The following is a 19478-nucleotide window of genomic DNA, read 5'->3' on the forward strand; positions in this document are numbered from 1 at the left end:
CGTCGGAAACAACGATTGGCTCCTTCTAATGGTTTTAAGCTTGAACGTTTTGGCTTCCTTTGATTCCTCTACAAAGCCAATAAAAGAGCCGTGTAAATTCCAGCACCAAGAGCAAATGCCCAAAACTGACTTTCTCGTTCTTCTGGCAATTCTTCTTTGAGGACGTTGAGAACAATTCCTCCGGCTAAAAAAGCAAATAAAACTGCGATCGTAGTTTTTCCAATTTCAGTAGCGCTACCCAACACCCACCCCACAATAATAGCTGCTGCTAGTATCCAGCGTCCGATGCGGTCATAAATATGCTTGTGGTGTTCCCGCAAACCAGAGTCGTTCACTGCAAAGTGCAGCGCCATTGCACAAGAAAACAACAGCAGATTGGTAACGCCCGGTTGTTCCCGATGCAGCAGCAGATAGCCAATCAGAGCGTTGTAGATTGAAAAAGAGCCTATGTGCAACCAAAAAACAGCAGGACTGGTCACATCTTCTTCGCCACGCTGACGAGATAAATTTGCCATTTGCTCCAGGCCGTAAAATACAGTCAATCCTAACAAAGCTATTAAATAAACGTGGTGTTCTAGATAGGAAATAACTCCTGCTTCTACTTTCTCTAATACCGCTTGGTGCAGATTTAATTCCGGTAAAATATGCACAAAAACATAAGCTACCGAAACCCCACTTGCTGCTGAAAGCCAGCCACTGCGAGGAATAGGAGCAAACCGCAACTTGCCGCAAAATAAATGTGTCAGCGCTAAACCAATGGCAATCAGCGCGCTTAAAGCTAAAGTATTAGGAGCCGATCGTAAAGCTGTTGTTATTACCATAATTATGCTCAACCAAATTAATCCTGTTTTAAAGCTTTAATGACTTGGTGATACCGCTCTTGCACATCTTTCTGGTCTTGCTCCTGAGAGATTTGTTCGCGACTACTATTTAAAATCATCTCCGCCTGACGGCGTAAAGCTTCTCGTTGTTTGGAATTGCGGGTGTAAGTGGCGATGCAAGCTATAGCTTCCAATAAGCGAATTGTTACCGCCACATCTGATTTACTGTACTGGCGAATTTGGTTGAAGGCAGCATCGACTAACCCTTGAAACGTCACTCCTTCAACAATGACGCGCAAATTCTGTTCATCGTCGTAGCGATAGGGCGAGGGAAAATCCCTTTGAGCGAGGCGGGATAATCCGGCGCTGAGTCGATCGATACACCGAATCGCAGTAAACGGATCGTTGATAGCAGGAGAAATCGCACGCAAGGCAATTTCAACTAACTGAGCGATTGGAAATTCTACATCTTGATATTCAGTCCGTTCTTTGCCCAGAATAAAAGCATCGTTAATCTGTTGGGTCAGGCTTTGATTCACCCCTTTCTCCGGGAAAACCCTCGCTAAATCGCTGCCCTTGACGATAAACTTTCCCGGTCGAGTTGTAAGACGTACAAGCAGATTGTACTGACTGGCAATTTTCATTAATTCGTCGTCATCGATTGCTTGCAAATAACCCTCGCCAGTGGCTTTGATTGGACGTGCTTCCGAGTCAAAATTTGCAGGAATTTCTGCCACTTGTCGCGAGTTGTTCGCTTTACCTTCTCCGATTTTTCCGGGAAACAGACGCTCTAGAGCTTTGTCTAAATCGCCACTAACTTGAGTAATTACATGGGACGCTTGAATAATGGTTGATGCGTGATGGATAAAGTAAATCAGTACGCCGATACTGGCAATTGCCAATCCGGTAGCAACTGTAACCGAGAGTTGGGGTACAAAGAGACTGTATCCTTCTCCTTCTGCATGAATGGTTCGCAGTACGAGTAAACAGTAAATAAACGTGCCAATGAAAGTGCCAAGCACGATTTGATTGCCCGTATCCTGCATAAAATTACGCAGCAATCGGGGACCAAAATTTGAACTCGCCAACTGAAGCGCCACAATAGTAATGGAAAAAGCTGTAGCAACAACGCTGACCATTGAACCGGCAACCGATGAAAGAACCGATCGCGCACCATCGGCTCCACCCGTGTAAATCCACCTCCAGTTTGGTACATTACCCGTGCGGTCAAGTGTCAGCATTGCGATCGCTAAAATCATCGACCCCACCGCCATCAACGTTGGGATAAACCAGTAGCTAGAGTGCAGCGAGTCCCAAAGTTTGCTTAACTTGACATTTTTCATGAGTTGGGGTGGGGTTAAGATTGTCCGTTGCCGTCTTGTTGCGATCGCAGTTCAATTAGTTGTCGCAGAGAACCGCTGAGGCTGCGGGGTTTAGGAACTTCGCCATTACCAGCGGGCCACCCTTCCCGTTGACGTTTGCGATCGCCATCCGTCTCTTCGGTTTGGTCGTGAAACAAAATTTGCTGCGTAGGAAAGGGCAAGTCGATGCCGTTGGCAGTCAGTTTTTTCTTAATCGCAGAAAGTACCTTGTCCCGCGATCGCAGATCGTCAATTCGTCGCGGCGGAGTAATCCACCATCGAGCGCGGATATTGACCGTACTTCCTGCAAGTTCCATCAGCAGCACGTCAGGAGCAGGGTCCTTCAAAACCTCATCCACACTGTGCATGGCTTCCATCATTAACTGCTTGGCTCGGTCAATATCATCGCCGTACCCGATACCAACGTCGTATTGCATCCGGCGTTTATCAAAGGCGGTATTCACCATAACAGAATTGGTGAACAATTCGGCATTGGGAATTACAATCCGGCGGCCATCATAGGTTCGGATTGTTGTAGCGCGAGTTTCAATACTTTCTACCGTTCCCTCAAAGTTTTTAAACACAATCTGATCATCGATTTGGAACGGTTCCGTCAAAAGAATTAGGATACCAGCTAGGAAGTTTTGTAAGATATCGCGAAATGCAAAACCAATCGCTACCCCGCTAATTCCCAGCAGTTGCACCAAATCGCCTGCTTTAAATGTGGGAATTACAATCGACAAGGCAATAAACAGACCAACCAGAACAGTAATACCCTGCGCTAACCTTCCCAACACCAGTCCCAAATTCCGCGATTGGCGGTGGTTGCGGGTAAGCCGCCTGACCGCTCTCTTAATTGATCGGCCAACAAAGAAAAAGATTGCAAAAACAATTAACGCTAGTATCATATTAGGCAGCAGGACAATGAAGTCATCGATCATGCTCTCAATCTTGTCCCAGACTCCGGATATTTCTGCTGTCATAAAACTTCCTCTTGCATCAGTCGTTATTGATAGTATTAAAATCAGCCCGGTCAAACTCTATCTTAAGGCTGTAGATTACTGTAAGGTGAGGCTAATTTAGGATTTACACAGCGACAGTAAATATTGGGGAGGGTGCGTTACGCAGAAAGCTAACGCACCAACAATTTTTTTCAAGTGGATATCGAAGCCACATCTTGACCGTTGAGTTTTTGTGCGATCGCATCCAGCACCTTCTGTTCTGCTTCGGAAACCTCTCCCTTACTTTCGGCAATGCGACGGCATTGAGCTAATAGCGGTACTGCAAAGTCGGGGTTAAGTTGCTCTAACAATGCACCCAATGGTTTGGGGGACTTGATGTTAGCAGCAATCCTTTTGAGAGAATCGGCATTTAATTGCAAGACCTTCAATTCTGGCAGAATATCTTCCCAGTTTTTGCTGGGATAAGTTGCCAAAATCATGTGAACCATAATTTGATCCATCGCTGCTTGCTGCGCGATCGCAACATTGAGATATTTCTCGCTTTGTTGCTGGATCGCTTGCAGCGTTTCGGTTCCAGGTTCTTCAGTCTCTTCCCTCACTTTGGCTTCGTAAAACTGGCGCGCCGCATATCCCAGCGCGTACAGCATCGTAGCATTCGTACTCGCACCAATCATCGCGCCAGCCAGCGGTACGTTGCGTAAAAAGCCCAAACCAGCTCTCATTGCGTTGCTACCGCCTAGCGCTAACCCAAAAATTGCCAAAACCTCGCCTTTTCGGGCTGGCTGTTGCAAATCCATCCCATAAGCGGCGGCAATTTGATAAACCATTTCGGTTTGAATCGCAGTAGTCGCGGCTAAATCGATCGCCAGCAGTGCAGCCGCGACACCGGGTAAAATGCTGCTAGCAAATCCGACACCACCGGCGTGGATCGCTTTTTCCACCATAATGCGATGGGCAATTTCGCTGGGATCTTCATTGGGATACTTTTGTTGGAGTTCCTTGACTTGAGCTTCGGCTTTGGCTAAGTCGATGCGATCGCTCACCCCAACTAACCAATCAAGCCTGAGTACCCCTGCGACTTGTTTAACAAAGGGAAGATTGCCAACATAAGTTACCGCATCTCCGGTTCCTTGCGTCGCTTGTCCAATCAATCGATAAGTTTGTTTAGCAGCAGCTTCCCCCCAATCAACTGCTGTGTCAACAACCGCTTTGCCTGTATTCAGTGCAGATTCTGTTGCCTCGGCAATGAAATTTAACAAACCAGACTTTTGCTGTGAATTAGTTTCTTTTTTTGGCTTTGATTGGTGATCCATGACTGTTTTTTTAATTAACTACAATACGCCAGGTTTTGAGTTTGGACGTAGCCTCTCAGCAGCACTGTAATCGGCACCCAACCATCCCTTCCTAAACTTTCAATCGTCACTCTTCGTCCATTCTCACCAAGACTTTGAATCGTCACATTTGGCGCGGAATCCATGATGCCAATCACTTCGCTGTTAGCCGTCGGTTGTCGCCGAACCTTAAGACCATTCCTCGCAATAACCTGGCGACAGCTATCCGGTACTTGCGTTAGCAAATATTCACCTTGAATCTGTGTTTTATTTGTATAAGTGGCGAACGAGGGAGCAACTAAAACCGTTGCCGTTAACAAGATCGAACTTGTTAACCTTGTATATTTTTGCCATCTCCTCTGCTCTTGCATCGCTTTATCTCCTTTTAAATCTCTATGCCAAAACCTTAGAAAAGGTTTTTAGCTCGTTCATCTTCTCTAAGAAAGAATGACTCACCATCCCAAGGGTATAAAATAATTCGACTCGCTGCTGTGCTTGTTGAATTTTCTGGTTTTATTATCGCTAATCAACCATAAACGCGAGGTTTGCGAGCGCCAACAGCAGCACCAATCATTGCCCCTGCCAAACCCAGCAAAGAGCCAAGTAGAAATGACCAAGCAGCTTTAGCTGTATTACCACCGATATCGCGAACTTGATTTGAGTCTACATTCGGCGCTTGATTCGGTATATTAACGCCGTCCTGTTGTTGTACTTGATTGGCAATTTCTCCAGCATTAGCAGCGGAAGCGCCAACAGCACCCGATATCCCGCTTGCTAATAACCAAGAACTAAGTGCTAAGGTAGTTCCCCACAGAATTGCTGCATTCAAAAGTGCTGTTTTCTTGGTCATCGGGCCGCAGCTTTGAGCCATCACCCAACCTCCCAAAAATAGGGAAATCAGCACACTGATAATCGACAAAATTACGACCCCAAAACCAATGGAACCTGCATCCGCCCCTGTTGCACCCGCGCTTAATCCGATCGCCATTGCCAAAGCGCTTAAACCCAGTTGAGTGCCCAGAGCGATCGCAATTCCTGCCAAAATTGGCCCCCACCTCACTCGATCGTGGTAATCCACCAGCGGATTGACGATTGTAGGCTCAGTGAGTTGACTGCCCGATCGATCTGGATAAGTCATAAAAGATTAACCCCTGCGTTACGTTGTAAGTTTTTCCTTGATGGTAATTTAATTTTACTTAATCATCATTACCAGAATATCTACCGAGGGACATAATATTTTTAAGTTGAAAATTTTAAATATCAAAAGTAGTAATTTCGCTCATAAAATCGAAATCTCCTTAAAAAAAAAACCCAGCAGCTAGTTTAGAGATGCCCTTAATTTTGTAGGATATCCTGTAGTTAAGGTGATAATAAAACCTAATAAATCATTATTGTGAGAGTTGGTGGCAGAAAGGTTGTAGGTTGGCTCCACCAAACCTACGAATGATTAGATAAATTTCTTACATTAAGTACAGGGAAGCTAAATTCATCCACCTAAAGATAGAAAACTATAAAAAAATCTCGCTATCTTGATGATTTTCAATTTGCAGAATCCTTCATAACAAGGAAGTATTAGAAGTGATACCTATCTAAAGTAAGTGCACAAGTTGATGTAGATATAGCCATCCTAAATCATTTGTGAATTTCTTACTCCCTCCCCTTGATAAGGGGAGGGTTGGGGTGGGGTCAAAAATTTACGACTCCTGCAAGGATTGCTATAGTACAGGAAACAACAATGTTACTTTACAAAATTGAGGATTTTAATCCCAACTACCGCCAAGCAGCTTTTGATGACGACGATATCAAAGGGCTGGATGTGTAGGGCGGAAGTACCGTTGATAACTCCCATCAACATTAACTTTTTCAACCCAGGATTCGATTGACTCGAAACCAGCGATAACCGTAGGCTTCTAAGGGAATAGAGAGCGAGTCCGCATCGAGAGGTTCATACAGGCGATCGCCAAATAAATCGAACAAATGGCTGTATTCGTGAGATTTCAGCGTAGCGGTACAAGGTTTGTCGGCTAGATTGTGGACAGCGATCACCGTCCTGCCTTGCCAGTCGCAGCAGTGGGCTAACACCGAGGGAGAGTCGGTTTCCAGAATGTGCCACTTGCCCCTACCCAACTCAGGACATTGCTTGCGGATGCTGATTGCACGTTCCATCCAGTTAATTAATGAGCCAGGATCGCGCTGCGCTGCGAGGACATTGACTTGTTTGTAACCGTATTCTCCGTTGGCGATCGCAGGTCTGGCAAGGGCATCAGTTGCAGCCGTCGAGAAGCCACCATTTGCTGCATCTGACCATTGCATCACCGTGCGGACGCTGCCTCGACCTTCCAGCGAAAGATCGTCGCCCATGCCAATTTCTTCGCCATAGCGCAGCATGGGTGTACCAGGCAGGGTGAAAAGCAAGCTGTAGACCAGTTCAATCCGGCGGCGGTCACCTCCCATCATCGGTGGTAAGCGACGACGAATCCCGCGCCCGAAAATTTGCATAGTTTTCTCAGGGGCAAACGCTGCAAAAATTTCCTCTCGTTCCGATGAAGTAATGCGGTCTAGCGTCAGTTCATCATGGTGGCGCACAAAATTAAGCCACTGACAAATCGGAGGAATATCCGGTAAGGTTTTTAGTCCATCGCGCAGCGCTGTGGATTCTTGACGCGCCAGGGCCAAAAACAGATGCTGGTTGAGCAAAAAGTTGAACAGGATGTGCATTCTGTCGCCCTTAGCAAAGTAGATAGAAATTTGCTCGCGATCGACATTTGCTTCTGCCAGCAACACTGCATCACCCTGACGCGATGACACAAACTCTCTCATTTCTTCCAAGAAACCTCGCAGGTTTTCGGGGTCTGCACCTTCGATGCCAATTCCTTTAATTAAAAAGGGAACAGCATCAATGCGAAATCCAGACACGCCCAGTTCTAGCCAGAAACCCATAATTTTGCAGATTTCTTCTCGTACCGCCGGATTGCCAATATTCAAATCTGGCTGTTCCTTATAGAAGTGATGCAAATAGTAAGCGTTTGCTTGTTCGTCGTACTCCCAAATACTGTCCTCGGCATCGGGAAACACCAGCGATTCTGGATCTGTTTTGGGTGGATTTTCTGACCACACGTAGTAATTGCGATACTTGGAGTTTTTATCGCTTTTGGATGCAACAAACCAAGGATGCTGATTGGACGTATGATTTACCACCAGATCGATCAGCACCCGAATTCCTCGTTCCCTTGCTTGGTGCATGAACTCGACAAAATCTCCCAGGGTTCCGAGTCTCGGATCGATGTTGTAGTAATCCATCACGTCGTAACCATTGTCGCGGTTAGGGGAAGGATAAAACGGCAGCAACCACAAACAAGTAATTCCTAGCGCGGATAAATAGTCTAGGCGGTTGATAAGTCCCTGAAAGTCGCCGACACCATCGCCGTCAGAGTCCATGAAGGTTTCAACATCGAGGGAGTAGACAATTGCGTTTTTATACCAGAGGTCTTTCATTGCAGTAAATTTCTTAATAGAGAAACTGTGTAACATGGCTTTGTTCCGAAACCCGGTCACAGGGTTGTTTAGGAAGCTCAATGCCACGGTTATAGCTCATCTTTCGCAATATGAGCGTAAGTCCTGTTGTCTCAATTAAAAATATATCTATCCATCTAAAGGTAGATGAAATATCTATCCAGATAATAAATAAATTACGTTTTTTAAATAAAAAAGCGGTTGCTCAAGCTCACTACCATTACCAGGAGCGATCGCTACGAATTTCCGATTAGATGTTCATCCAAATAGCCAAGTTCTTTAGCTTGTAGCTGCCCTGTCTTCGCTCTCTTTCGCCAAGACAGTGCAAAACCACAAACATTAGTTATATCGGTCAGCCCTTGTCATTCCTAACAACCTAGGAGCTATGTTTGCCTTTAGCGATCGCCCATGCTGCCAACTAATCTTCTACCCAATTGAGTAACCCAAGAGAAGTAACAGCTCCAAAAAAGTGAGCGCCAATCAGATTGACGTTTGCCATCGTCACAAAAATATCTAGGGAACGAATCACATTTTCTGGCGAATAAGCTGTCATCGCTTGGGGCTGACTAAGAGTTTTTGCGAGGACTACAGCAACTGTTTCTTCAGAAGCAACAAAGGCGATTAATACCCCCACCAAACTAGAAACTAATCCAATCCGTAAGGTGTGAGTAATATGTTCTTTGCTGGGATAGACCTGGGAATTTTCGGCGTGCAAAAGTCTGCCTAACAGCCTATAGCGAAAATCCCAAAATATTCTAAAGCCCAGCAATAACAGGCCAATTATTGCTAAAACTACCCCGAAACCAATACCTGCATTATTGGTTTGTTCGCCCATGTTGCGACCCAACATAGCAAATAATAAAACAATGCCGGAAACAGCACCCAAGAATAACTGTATCCAGAAGCTAAATCGACTAAACAAGCGAAAAGTTGCGACGAATTCGCTTTGGGTCAGCGGTTGCGACAAGGATTCTGGTTGATTCAGTTGATTCATATATATACACCTTATTGCTGAATTGATCATGAAAGCAAACGACGTAAGAAATAGGTTCTGCTTGTCTTCCTGTCGCCAGCGATCGCCTTGTGGTTAGCTATTAGAGTTTTCCTGAAAAGTCAGTTAAGGGCAAGCAGGATGCCTGATGTTTAGGAACCGACTGGGGCAATTTTCGGTAAATAAAAGGTTGAACTCAACACAGCCACTGCCGTTGTGGTTGATTGGATTTTCCTCAAATCCTCCCGGTTTGGAACAATCAACTTCTTGCGGTAATGGGAATTTAGAGTCTTAAAAATCGACTTAGGCAAAACGTCTCTTGTTTCTGTTCAACATTTCACAATCTTGCTTCTATCTCCATTTAATCTAACTAGCTAGACCTTGCCATCTGTCTGATGCCATAAGAAAATATCCCCCTGATGGAAGATGATTGAGCGAAAATTTATGATACAGCTTTGAGTTAAGTGCGATCGATCGCACTATTGGCGATAGATGCTTGATACCCAACTGCGGCACTGGGGCGCATCCATTCTTGCAACGTCCATAACCTAGTTAAGGCAGCTATTCCAGATTCCCAACTATTCATATGCGAGTTTGGAGCTATTCGTTGCAAGCAAGATTACCCGGACAAATTTTTGATCGCCTTCCCATTATTGACGATTTAACCGAACAAATGTAAACGATTTTTATGTAAACCAATTCGCAGATTTATCTGTTATATTCCCACTATATAAGCCTGATTATCCATAGCTTATTAATTATATTTTTGACCATACTCCTGGTAAATCCGATGCCATACCGCCACGCAACTATCAGCCTTTTTCCCGCTTTTTACCGTCAGCGAGCCGATGCAATTATTTCAAAATTATAAAAGGGTTTAATGGGTTGGTTCGCAGGCATTGCATAAAGCATGAGTTTTATTGCTATAGCAATCCTTGCAGGAGTCCTAAATCTTTTACCCCACCCCAACCCTCCCCTTAGTAAGGGGAGGGAGTAAGAGATTCACAAATGATTTAGGCTTGCTATATTACGAGTATTATTGGTTTCTTTGCTTTGCAAGTGACACTGCTTTTTATTGACGAATTTGTGGCATTGATCTTCGCTTTTATTCCCTATACAGGCAAAGTTTTAAGGGTAATTTCAGCACGGCTGCCTTTATTAGATTCGCCTGGGAAACCAGGCTAACTGTTGTTGCTATATTTCCTAATCCAACAAATTGTAGCAGGCAAGTTGGTCACCCCTCTTCTTATGAATAAGCAGGTATATTTGCTTTCCAATTACACCTTACCACTCAAGACAGTATTTCAAGTTTTATGTGTTTTTTGGGGATAATTTTTAACGCCACTAATTCTAATTGTTATTAAAACTTTGGTTAAAGAACTTTTAATCAAGGATATACTATATTGCTGGCAGACTGCTCCATCACGGAAGCTGTATAATAATAGCCCATAAAGCTAGATTTGTCAAGGGTAATAAATGTGAATTTTCTCAATCAATCAACCGATGAAACTCCCGCTCAAGACTGATGAAAAATATCTCTAAACAAGCTAATAATTAAACTTATCGATAATAACATAAATTATTTGTTTAAAAACTCAGTTAACGGGAAAGGAATTCACCATAGGCGTATGCCAGCAGTCGTTAACAACTAAAGTATAAAAAATATGAAACGGGACAACTCACCCACGGACAGCATTAAAGACTCAATTGGACAGGCAGCTTCTCATCCCTGGTTTGAGCGACTGGCAAGATTGGGATATGCTTCCAAAGGCTTAGTTTACTTTATTGTCGGTTTTCTAGCAGCACAAGCAGCCTTTAGTACGGGCGGCAGGACAACCGATACTAGCGGTGCATTATCAGAAATTGTTAACCAACCGTTCGGTAAAATTCTGCTATTTCTTGTAACGATTGGCATTATTGGTTATGCCCTTTGGCGTATCGTTCAGACAATTCTAGACCCAGAACACCAAGGACAGAAAATGGATGCCAAGCGAATTGCCCAACGCATTGGCTACGCCTTAAGTGCTTTAGGTTACGCAGGTTTGGCTTTAACGGCTGTAAAACTGATAATGGGTTCGGCCGTTAGTAAGAGCGATTCAACCGAAGATTTGACAGCCCAAATTTTAGCGCAACCGTTTGGACAATGGCTGGTAGGATTGGCGGGATCAATTGTTATTGGTGTAGGATTTTCTTATTTCTACGAAGCATATAAAGCCAAATTTCGCCGCCATTTCAAGCTAGATGAAATGAGCCCAACCGAGCAAAAGTGGGCGACACGGTTGGGTCGATTTGGAATTGCTGCCCGTGGAATTGTTTTCGTTATAATCGGTTTTTTCTTCATTCAAGCAGCAAGGCTATCGGATGCCAGCCAAACGAAGGGATTGGGCGAGGTCTTGGCAATTCTGGCACAACAGCCTTTTAGTCCAGTGATTTTGGCTCTAGTACCTTTGGGTTTAATTGCCTATGGCATCTACTCGGTAATTGAAGCTCGCTATCGGCGAATTTTCCGCTCATAAGCTTGCCCGTTATACGGAAAGTTATGAATTTTGAGTACAAGATTATTTTGGGTGAATTAAAAATTTATCTAACTCAAAACTCAAAACTTTTACTAGGCGTCCTGATTAAATCACCTGCTTTTAAGTCTAGAGATTTTAACTCAAAACTTAAAATTCAAAACTTAAAACTCAAAACTCAAAACCCCTAAAAACTTATGGCACAAATTGGTTATCACGCTTCCCACGAACAGTTTAAGCCCAGCGAACTGCTGAAATATGTCCAAATGGCAGAACAAGCTGGCTTTACCCATGCCCTTTCTTCCGATCACTTTCATCCTTGGAGTGAAGCGCAAGGACAAAGCGGTTTTGCTTGGTCTTGGTTGGGTGCAGCAATGCAAGCAACGCCGAGGCTTTCCTATCGGGTTGTTTGCGCTCCCGGACAGCGGTATCATCCGGCTATTATTGCCCAAGCTGCGGCAACTTTAGCAGAAATGTTTCCAAATCGTTTTTGGCTCACGGTTGGCAGCGGTCAAGCGTTGAACGAACATATTACTGGGGATAAGTGGCCTACTAAGAGCGATCGCAACGCGCGCCTCAAAGAATGTGTCGATATTATCCGCGCCCTTTGGGCAGGAGAAACCGTCACCCATCGCGGTTTAGTGTGCGTAGAAGATGCAAAACTCTATACCCGCCCGGAAATTCTCCCATTAATTATCGGCGCGGCAGTTACCCCAGAAACCGCAGAATGGTTGGGCAGTTGGGCTGATGGATTAATTACTACTTCTCGCCCACCTGAAAAGTTAAAAAAAGTCGTCGATGCGTTTCGTCGCGGTGGCGGAGAAGGGAAACCAATGATTTTGAAAGTGCAGCTTTCCTATGACAGTAATGCAGAGAAAGCACTACAAGGCGCTCACGACCAATGGCGCAGTAACATCTTCAAAAGCAAAATGTTGACAGAACTGATAACACCCGATCAATTTGATGCCGCCGGGGAGTTTGTGCAACCAGAGGAGTTATATCAACACGTCCGCATCTCGGCAGACCAAGAGCAGCATATTGAGTGGTTGCAAAAAGATATTGAATTGGGGTTCGATCAACTAATTTTGCACAACGTTAACCGAGAACAAGAGCAGTTTATTGAGGTGTTCGGCGAAAAAGTAGTGCCAGGGCTGACAAAAAGTTGAGTCGTAATTATGATGCTACTGATATCATTCCGGCGTGCCGGAATGATATCAAATCCGCGCTTCATCGTCGGCCGTAAAGTCGAATCAAGCTGCGAACAAATAATTCGCGCTATTTTCAGTTTTTTGACTCATAGTCAACAGTCAACTATCACCGACGGTGCAACTGGAATCGATATGACTTACCGACTAGGATTGTCAGAATCCTGAGTGCGATCGCTCTCTCCCAAACCCAATGCGGTTCGCCACTTATCGGGATGGCGCGGCATCAGCATTCGCACATCAGGATCGGGCAAGCCGATGCCAGCATCTTTGAAGGCAAGAACGATATGAAATGTCTGCTGAGCTTGTTGAGCTGCAACTGGCTGAGATTTTACTAAAAAACTAATCGCATAGATGCTAAATGACAAAGCTAAAAATGCTGTACTTAATTAACGGCAAACGCCAGCAATTAGACATTATAAAGCTCGTCTTTTTTCGTAATTGTAGTAATTTTGTAGGTTCGTAGTTGCGCTGTCTTCAACGCATATGTTGTCGAAGACAGCGCAACTACAAACCCTTGTTCAATTCATTCGCACTCTAACGCCCTTCCGTCTTCACGTCCAACTCTTCACGACGCAGTGTTTCCGTTGCTTCAACAATCTCCGTTTCAACTTCTTTCCTGATGTTAACTTCTTCGCGCACAAAAGCTTCTTTTTTGATATCGGCAGTCTCTTCGTAAACTTCCATACGCATCACCTTTTCCTGCTGGAAGGGAGTATCCCGAGTTACTGGCGCACCTGCATTTCCTGGAGTTACACTCTCAATTACAACTCGCTCTTTTTCTGTGGGAATTGAAACTCGTGCCGTTTCGGTTTCTACTCGCTTGCTAATTGCTACCTCGCCAGCTTTGTGACGGCTTTTCTCTGCAACCAGTCGTTCTTCGTAGAGTCGGAATTTGTGATGTTCGCGCTCGTTCATCTGATACAATTGAGGCTCTTGTTCGTAAGTGTAGGTGTTGCGGTCATGAGCAGCAGCCCTAGCTTGGTTAGAGACAGAACGCGGCATAGAAAGTGGTGCAGATGCCTCTAAAGGCAATGATGCTTCTACAGGTGCAGACGCTTCTACAGGTAGAGTACGATAAACACCCCGCACTTGTTCTTCATAATCGTAATCAACCACCATCCCATCCTCATACGTGGGTAGTCTTTCTGCTTGGTCTTTACTCCTCAAACCCGTCGCGTAGATGCGTTCTGCATCAACATCCACTCGACAAAGAGCAACTGGAACTAATACCTTCTTGCCAAAGATCCAGAAACCCGTGTCAACAACAAAATATCGGAAACGTCCTGTCTCATCAACTAGCGCGGTATCGATGGAGCCAATCTTTTCATCTGTATTTCCAGCATAGATATCCAGACCTTTGATATCTTCGCCATTAAAAGCAGCTTCGCGGTAGCTGGGATTAAAATCTTCAATTTTGTAAAGTAACATAGGAGTCCTTCCCTTTCTATCTACATCAACTTATGCCCCCATTTTAGATAGAACTCAAATTTGATGCTTCCTTCTTATGAAGGATTAAATGAAACAGAATAGTACGATGAGTATATTTATTTTGATTTTTTTCTGTCTTGGGATAGATGAATAGTCATTTTTTATCCGCCTTCCGCCCCCTCAATTTTCACAATCGGTTTTTAACTGTTTTTATCAAACAATAAAATTATAAGGTATACTTTAATACGCTAAATTAACGGATATAAAACATTTTATAGACGAACTTATTACTTTAAAACTAGAGTTGTGTGGGTATTACATATATTCATAACCCTCAAGGAAAAACAAGAAAATAATTGGTTTTTATCTGTTTGAGCTAAAAAAGCAACAAACGACTCGAAAGTTGCAACATCTCTTTAGACTGGGAATAATAACATAAGGTCTTGCGATGTAACCCGCGCCAGATAATGTCTGGACTCCGGTGTTATGCCCTTCGACCGCAAGCCCTAAATATCATTATGAATATATGCAATGCCTCCTATTCAGCAAGCAATTTCCCATAACTGACGACTAATGACTAATAAAAACAAATTCCCCGGCCTAACCAGGGAACGAAAGATATTAAAAAAAGTAATGTTGTTTTAATAAATTGAATAGGCCAAAAAGCGGCGATAATTTAGTAGCAGCGCTTGTTGATTTGAGAGCGGAGGCCGGGGCGGGCATTCCTGTGTAGGTGCCGCACCCGATCGCATTTTCCAGTCTCAAGAAAACAGTTGCATTCATATTTGAGCACCAATTAAGCTTGGCTGCTGTTGCGAGTCTGGCTAGCCAGCTCCAACAGTTGCGCCCAGCGTTTTTGGACTTGTTTGGGAGTGCATTTGAGGGCGGTGGCGATCGCCTTCTCGCTTTCTTGATTCCGCTTCATTTCTAACAGTTGCTGCATTTCAGGCGACAGTTGAGCGCGAAATGCTTCCCATTTGTCCGAAGTCATTCCCAGCTTTTGATCCACATCAGCACCCAGCCATTCGTGGACGAGTTTCCAATTTTGAGTGCGGGCAAATTTTTCGACGTGGTACTTGAAACGTTGTTGCAAGTAGTCGCGCTGGCGGGAAGACAAACCGAGCGCGCGGTCAATTTCCGAAGCCGAAAGGTCTTGCAATTTTAAAGTTAAGTAATTCACGCATTCTGGCTGATTTTGCGATTCCAGATAGGCGATCAATTCCGAGACTACTCGATCGCGCAGTACAGCATCAGCCGGATCGACAGTTTCCGATACCATTTGCTCGCGCACTTGTTGCAGCGCCGGAGAGCGGCTGTACATTTCCGCTTCTTCTCCCTTGCCGGATTCTACAGCCATTTCAATGTCGATCGCAGTTTCGGGAGGCTGGCCCTTGGCAAATCCTTGAGCGCGCAACACGATCAGGCGTTGGCGGTTGCGGCCGGGCAAACCAATTTGGCGCTTGGCGTAGTGTTCGGTGAAAGCCATGTACTCAGCTAATTCTAGCTGCGTGCGGGGCTGGTAAGTGACATCGAGTTGGTGTTCGCGGCGGAAAGCTCGCAGAGATTCGATGTAAAAGCCTTGCAAAAAGTCTTCAATCATGTTGTAGCGAGCTTGGAAGTTCAAGTTCGATCGGAAAGAAGCAACATGGCGGTAAATCATAGCCGCGAGGTGGGAGTGCAGTTCGACGCGGCCTTGTTTGGAACCGAGGCGGTAGTATTGCAGGGTTTTTTGCAACCGGTGCTCGGCTAAGGTGATTTGCCAAGCTTCAACTTCGCCGGAAATTTGGATGCGATCGCTTTTTTGGCAAATCCGTTCGACTTCCTTAGCAATCCGCATTGCCACTGCTTGAGCGCTGCGGCTGGCAGTTTTCATTTCGGCTTGCAATTCTTTGAGGGCGAAGTTAGCCAAAGCGAGGATATCGATGCTGGGAACAGTATTGATTTCGGCGGTTTGTTCGCTGGAGGCGGCTGGAATGCAGTTGAGGTCAGAAGCGGTGTTGCAGTTGACGGTGGTGGCAGCTTTGACAGTCATGGCGTTTATCGGGTGGTAGGGCACAGCGGGTGTGCGAGGACATTTGTTAGAGAGTGAGGTGGCAGTAGCTGGCGGTTTCGCTTGCTGTGCTGATTCAACTCTCTATACATTGAATGTTACGGAAGTAGAGATAACCGCAGTGATGCCAGTGTTCCACTCTCTCATCCAACAGTTTTTGGCTGCTGAATCTGATTCTAAGCGCTGGCTGTGGAAGATTGGTTTTATTGCCATTAAAGCCTTACTGTACAAGCATTCTGAGCTGTATTTTGGTGGGGCGATCGCGAAAAAGATTGACGGTGTTCCAGGGCCGCTGAGTGGACGATTTACAAACTGGTTTTTTAAGGGTTTGATGTTCTGGAATCGGGATGGGAGAAAATGTAGCGAAAACCCATGTCTTCTGAACCTACGCAACAGCAGTTAGGAAACCCGGTCGATCTGAAAATTTGCTCTTAGTAAACGCGCAACGGCCTTTTTTGAACGAACCGCGAAGACGCAAAGGACACGTTCGGCGAAGCCGTTCCCGAAGGGTAGGAAGACAAGAAAAGTAGGGTGCGGTGCGGTCCACAGAGAGGCCTGTCAACCAACTCACCCGCATTCTCTCTCTAATACCAAAGTCACCGGCCCGTCATTGTCGATCGAGACTTGCATCATCGCTCCAAACAAGCCTGTTTCAACTTTTAAGCCGCTCTGGCGCAACTTTTCGACAAATTTATCATAAAAAATTTCAGCTCGTTCAGGAGCCGCGGCTCGGTCAAATGAAGGTCGCCGACCTTTGCGGCAGTCCCCATAGAGCGTAAACTGACTCACAACCAGCAACTCGCCACCGATGTCTTGTACTGACTTGTCCCAGCGCCCGGTATCCGTGGCCGAGTCGGGAAACAAACGCAATTCCAGGCATTTGCGAGCCATCCAATCGAGTTCTGCTTCGGTGTCGGTGTCTGCAATACCTACAAGCAAGTTAAGTCCGCAGCCAATTTTGCCGACAATTTGACCTTCAATTTCGACTTGAGATGATTTTACTCGCTGGATGATGACTCGCATTGACCTGCTTTTTGGTAGCGTCTTAGGATTATTTCAACAGCAGCGCAATCGCCGTGTCGGGATGAAAATGAAATTGTCAGCCACTCACCACTAAATCTTAGATTAAGCGTGGGGGCTTCAAAGGCAAGTTTATAGTTGACCCGCCTGAGTGTTAAATGACACGGCAGGCTTAGGCTGGATCACTGGTTCAGGACACTGAGATTGGAGGGTTATGCGCGCACGGCTAATGTGTATGTCAACTAGACAGAAATGACCCAGCATTAAAATCAAAGCCAAAAACCAGGCAGTGTAACCAATAAATTTGAGAAGGGCTAATAAACAATTAGCAAAAAAAAGAATAATGTCATCTTGAATTTTTACCCAAAAACACCAAAAATTCCTTTGGAGTCGTGATAAAAAGAGCGAAATATAATCACGAATTCTTTTTAGCCGCCGATTGCTCATAGCCCGTCTCCTTGCAAGCTTGTTGTAATAGCTTAGCCGAAAACAATGAACGTGAGACGGTCAAGGGAAACTCCCAGACCTCGTTGAGTTTGCCAACTATTGCGCTGGTTGTGGGAAGTAGGAGTGGTGAGAGGTGGTGGGAACAGCATAAAGGTGCAGAGATTACGTAAAACCAACGCAACTCTGCACCTTTGAAAGCCCAGGCGATCGTGCTTTTGAGATCGGCGGACAGTATAAGTGTGCGGCTCTGTTTTTGTTAGCAACAATAAAATAGGTCGATCGCTCTTTTTATTCGAGGGCGCTCTTTTTCTTGGAGGGCACTCTTTTTCTTGGAGGGCGATCGCCCTTCATTGTCCCCATCCATCTCCAGTTCGCGATCGCGAAAACAATTAGACCGCGACGCTCTTTGGTTGAGGTGAAAAGAATATTTTACTGTTAGTTCTTCCCAAAACCTTTACCGCGACTGGTTGAAGGCATACAAAGACAGTTTTCGAGTTGCGATCGCAAAGTCTCGGTATCCAAACCCTGACCGATGAGAACAACCTGGTTTTTCCGCTCGCCTTTCCACTCGTCATCGTCCATCGTAAATCGCTTGCCGCTCAAGTGAAAAATATGCCGTTTGGGGCTTTCTTCAAACCACATAATCCCTTTCGCGCGAAACACGTTTGTTGGCAGTTGGTTGTCTAAGAAATATTGAAATTTCCTCAGAGAAAAGGGCTTCTCGCTCTGGAAAGAAATTGAGGTAAATCCGTCATTTTCTAAATGGTGGGAGTGGTCGTGATGGCTGTGGTCGTGATGGTCGTGATGGTCGTGATGGTCGTGATGGTCGTGGTCGTGGTGGTCGTGGTGGTCGTGATGGTCGTGATGGTCGTGATGGTCGTGGTCGTGACTGCTAGGAGTTTTTTCAGATTGGAAATATTTGTCAGATTCAAACAATCCGACGCTGAGGACTAGCGGTAGGGGAACTTCCGATTTTACGGTTCGCAGAATTCTAGCACCTTCTTTGACATCCCGAATCTTAACTTCCAACAAATCTAAATCTGCTTCTTCAACCAAATCAGTTTTGTTGAGGATAATTATATCGCCGTAAGCTATTTGACTGTAAGCTGCTTGAGAGTTGAACAAATCTAAGCTGTAGTTGGCTGCGTCTACTACTGTCACTATCGAATCGAGACGAGTCAGGTCGCGCAGTTCTGTGCCTAAAAAAGTCATCGCTACTGGCAGCGGGTCGGCGAGTCCGGTTGTTTCGACTACTAGATAATCGAGATTTTCTTGACGTTCCAAAACTTTGTAAACTGCATTAACCAAATCTTCATTAATTGTGCAGCAGATGCAGCCGTTGTTCAGCTCGACCATGTTGTCGTCGGTGGTGACAATCAGTTCGTTGTCGATGCCGATTTCGCCAAATTCATTTACCAAAACTGCTGTTTTCAAACCCTGCTGGTTGGTCAGGATGTGGTTGAGCAGGGTTGTTTTACCGCTGCCGAGAAATCCTGTAATGATTGTAACGGGCAATCCGTGTTTGGGAGCGTCCATCGCCAGTTCTGTCTCGGACTGAGTTGTAGATTGCATAGCTTGAATGTCAAATAAGGTCTAAAGCTTAAACTTGTGGTTCTTATTGTATCTTAATTAGGACAAGGCCTCGGAAACCCAGTTGCTCGGAGAAATGTTGGGTTTGGTGGCCAGGTATCTACGCGTCAATCGGCAATCAGCGCGAGAGTGCAAAATAAGTGCGCCGCTAATTATCGGCAATTGCTAACGCGGTCGATCGCACTTTTTTATTTTTTTGATAATTTTTTTGTTCCGAGTACCTGTCGCTGTTTGTCTGCAACG

18 protein-coding genes are annotated in these 19478 nt (G+C 45.2%); 4 read left to right on the forward strand and 14 right to left on the reverse strand.

The annotated features are described in order from the left end of the window. Window positions 1–68: 68 nt before the first annotated feature. The 6 genes from QUA71_RS02690 to QUA71_RS02715 all read right to left on the reverse strand — a co-directional run bounded on the left by QUA71_RS02690 (window position 69) and on the right by QUA71_RS02715 (window position 5613). Window positions 69–821 (reverse strand): hypothetical protein, encoded by a 753-nt coding sequence (locus tag QUA71_RS02690; protein ID WP_333221283.1) that lies wholly within the window; start codon window positions 819–821, stop codon window positions 69–71. Between the two features lie 17 nt (window positions 822–838). Beyond that, window positions 839–2164: a DUF2254 domain-containing protein gene (locus QUA71_RS02695; protein ID WP_333281856.1), complete on the reverse strand. Its 1326-nt coding sequence runs from the start codon at window positions 2162–2164 to the stop codon at window positions 839–841. 14 nt (window positions 2165–2178) lie between these two features. Beyond that, window positions 2179–3165, reverse strand: a complete 987-nt coding sequence (locus QUA71_RS02700; RefSeq protein WP_333281859.1) for a mechanosensitive ion channel family protein — start codon at window positions 3163–3165, stop codon at window positions 2179–2181. 170 nt (window positions 3166–3335) lie between these two features. Next, window positions 3336–4457 (reverse strand): hypothetical protein, encoded by a 1122-nt coding sequence (locus QUA71_RS02705; RefSeq protein ID WP_333281861.1) that lies wholly within the window; start codon window positions 4455–4457, stop codon window positions 3336–3338. A 14-nt stretch (window positions 4458–4471) separates the two neighbouring features. Then, entirely contained in the window at window positions 4472–4846 is a 375-nt protein-coding gene (locus QUA71_RS02710) for a hypothetical protein (protein ID WP_333281864.1), read from the reverse strand. Window positions 4847–5001: 155 nt separating this feature from the next. Beyond that, window positions 5002–5613 carry a hypothetical protein gene (locus QUA71_RS02715; protein WP_333281867.1) on the reverse strand — a complete coding sequence of 204 codons (612 nt, stop codon included), beginning with the start codon at window positions 5611–5613 and terminating at the stop codon, window positions 5002–5004. A 537-nt stretch (window positions 5614–6150) separates the two neighbouring features. On the opposite strand from QUA71_RS02715, the gene QUA71_RS02720 reads away from it, so the two are divergent. Then, window positions 6151–6297 (forward strand): hypothetical protein, encoded by a 147-nt coding sequence (locus QUA71_RS02720; protein WP_333281870.1) that lies wholly within the window; start codon window positions 6151–6153, stop codon window positions 6295–6297. Window positions 6298–6338: 41 nt separating this feature from the next. Here the strand turns inward: QUA71_RS02720 and QUA71_RS02725 are convergent, their stop codons facing one another. From QUA71_RS02725 to QUA71_RS02735, 3 genes are all read right to left on the reverse strand, one after another. After that, window positions 6339–7970, reverse strand: coding sequence for an alpha-amylase family protein (locus tag QUA71_RS02725; RefSeq protein ID WP_333281873.1), 1632 nt, complete (start codon window positions 7968–7970; stop codon window positions 6339–6341). A gap of 436 nt (window positions 7971–8406) precedes the next feature. After that, window positions 8407–8982, reverse strand: a complete 576-nt coding sequence (locus QUA71_RS02730; RefSeq protein ID WP_333281876.1) for a DUF3611 family protein — start codon at window positions 8980–8982, stop codon at window positions 8407–8409. A 457-nt stretch (window positions 8983–9439) separates the two neighbouring features. Continuing rightward, window positions 9440–9565: a hypothetical protein gene (locus QUA71_RS02735; RefSeq protein ID WP_333281878.1), complete on the reverse strand. Its 126-nt coding sequence runs from the start codon at window positions 9563–9565 to the stop codon at window positions 9440–9442. A 1078-nt stretch (window positions 9566–10643) separates the two neighbouring features. Between QUA71_RS02735 and QUA71_RS02740 the strand changes: the two genes are divergently transcribed. Together QUA71_RS02740 and QUA71_RS02745 are read left to right on the forward strand one after the other, a co-directional pair. Then, the gene (locus QUA71_RS02740) at window positions 10644–11495 is read left to right on the forward strand and encodes a DUF1206 domain-containing protein (RefSeq protein WP_333281881.1); all 852 of its coding nucleotides are present in this window, start codon (window positions 10644–10646) and stop codon (window positions 11493–11495) included. Between the two features lie 194 nt (window positions 11496–11689). Further along, the gene (locus QUA71_RS02745) at window positions 11690–12658 is read left to right on the forward strand and encodes a TIGR03885 family FMN-dependent LLM class oxidoreductase (protein ID WP_333281884.1); all 969 of its coding nucleotides are present in this window, start codon (window positions 11690–11692) and stop codon (window positions 12656–12658) included. A gap of 179 nt (window positions 12659–12837) precedes the next feature. On the opposite strand, the gene QUA71_RS02750 is transcribed toward QUA71_RS02745, so the two are convergent. The 3 genes from QUA71_RS02750 to QUA71_RS02760 all read right to left on the reverse strand — a co-directional run bounded on the left by QUA71_RS02750 (window position 12838) and on the right by QUA71_RS02760 (window position 16160). Beyond that, window positions 12838–13065 carry a hypothetical protein gene (locus QUA71_RS02750; protein ID WP_333281887.1) on the reverse strand — a complete coding sequence of 76 codons (228 nt, stop codon included), beginning with the start codon at window positions 13063–13065 and terminating at the stop codon, window positions 12838–12840. 169 nt (window positions 13066–13234) lie between these two features. Then, window positions 13235–14128 carry a DUF2382 domain-containing protein gene (locus QUA71_RS02755; RefSeq protein WP_333281890.1) on the reverse strand — a complete coding sequence of 298 codons (894 nt, stop codon included), beginning with the start codon at window positions 14126–14128 and terminating at the stop codon, window positions 13235–13237. A 796-nt stretch (window positions 14129–14924) separates the two neighbouring features. Then, the gene (locus QUA71_RS02760) at window positions 14925–16160 is read right to left on the reverse strand and encodes a HetZ-related protein (protein ID WP_333281893.1); all 1236 of its coding nucleotides are present in this window, start codon (window positions 16158–16160) and stop codon (window positions 14925–14927) included. 31 nt (window positions 16161–16191) lie between these two features. Here QUA71_RS02760 and QUA71_RS02765 point away from each other — a divergent pair, with 31 nt between their 5' ends. Further along, window positions 16192–16581, forward strand: a complete 390-nt coding sequence (locus QUA71_RS02765; RefSeq protein WP_333281896.1) for a hypothetical protein — start codon at window positions 16192–16194, stop codon at window positions 16579–16581. A gap of 164 nt (window positions 16582–16745) precedes the next feature. Here the strand turns inward: QUA71_RS02765 and dtd are convergent, their stop codons facing one another. Both dtd and QUA71_RS02775 read right to left on the reverse strand, forming a co-directional pair. After that, a complete protein-coding gene (gene dtd / locus QUA71_RS02770; RefSeq protein WP_333281899.1) occupies window positions 16746–17201 on the reverse strand; it encodes a D-aminoacyl-tRNA deacylase in 456 nt (151 codons plus the stop codon). Between the two features lie 879 nt (window positions 17202–18080). Continuing rightward, a complete protein-coding gene (locus QUA71_RS02775; RefSeq protein ID WP_333281902.1) occupies window positions 18081–19217 on the reverse strand; it encodes a GTP-binding protein in 1137 nt (378 codons plus the stop codon). Window positions 19218–19478 lie beyond the last annotated feature (261 nt).

Source organism: Microcoleus sp. MON1_C5 (assembly GCF_036701875.1).
GTDB lineage: Bacteria > Cyanobacteriota > Cyanobacteriia > Cyanobacteriales > Microcoleaceae > Microcoleus.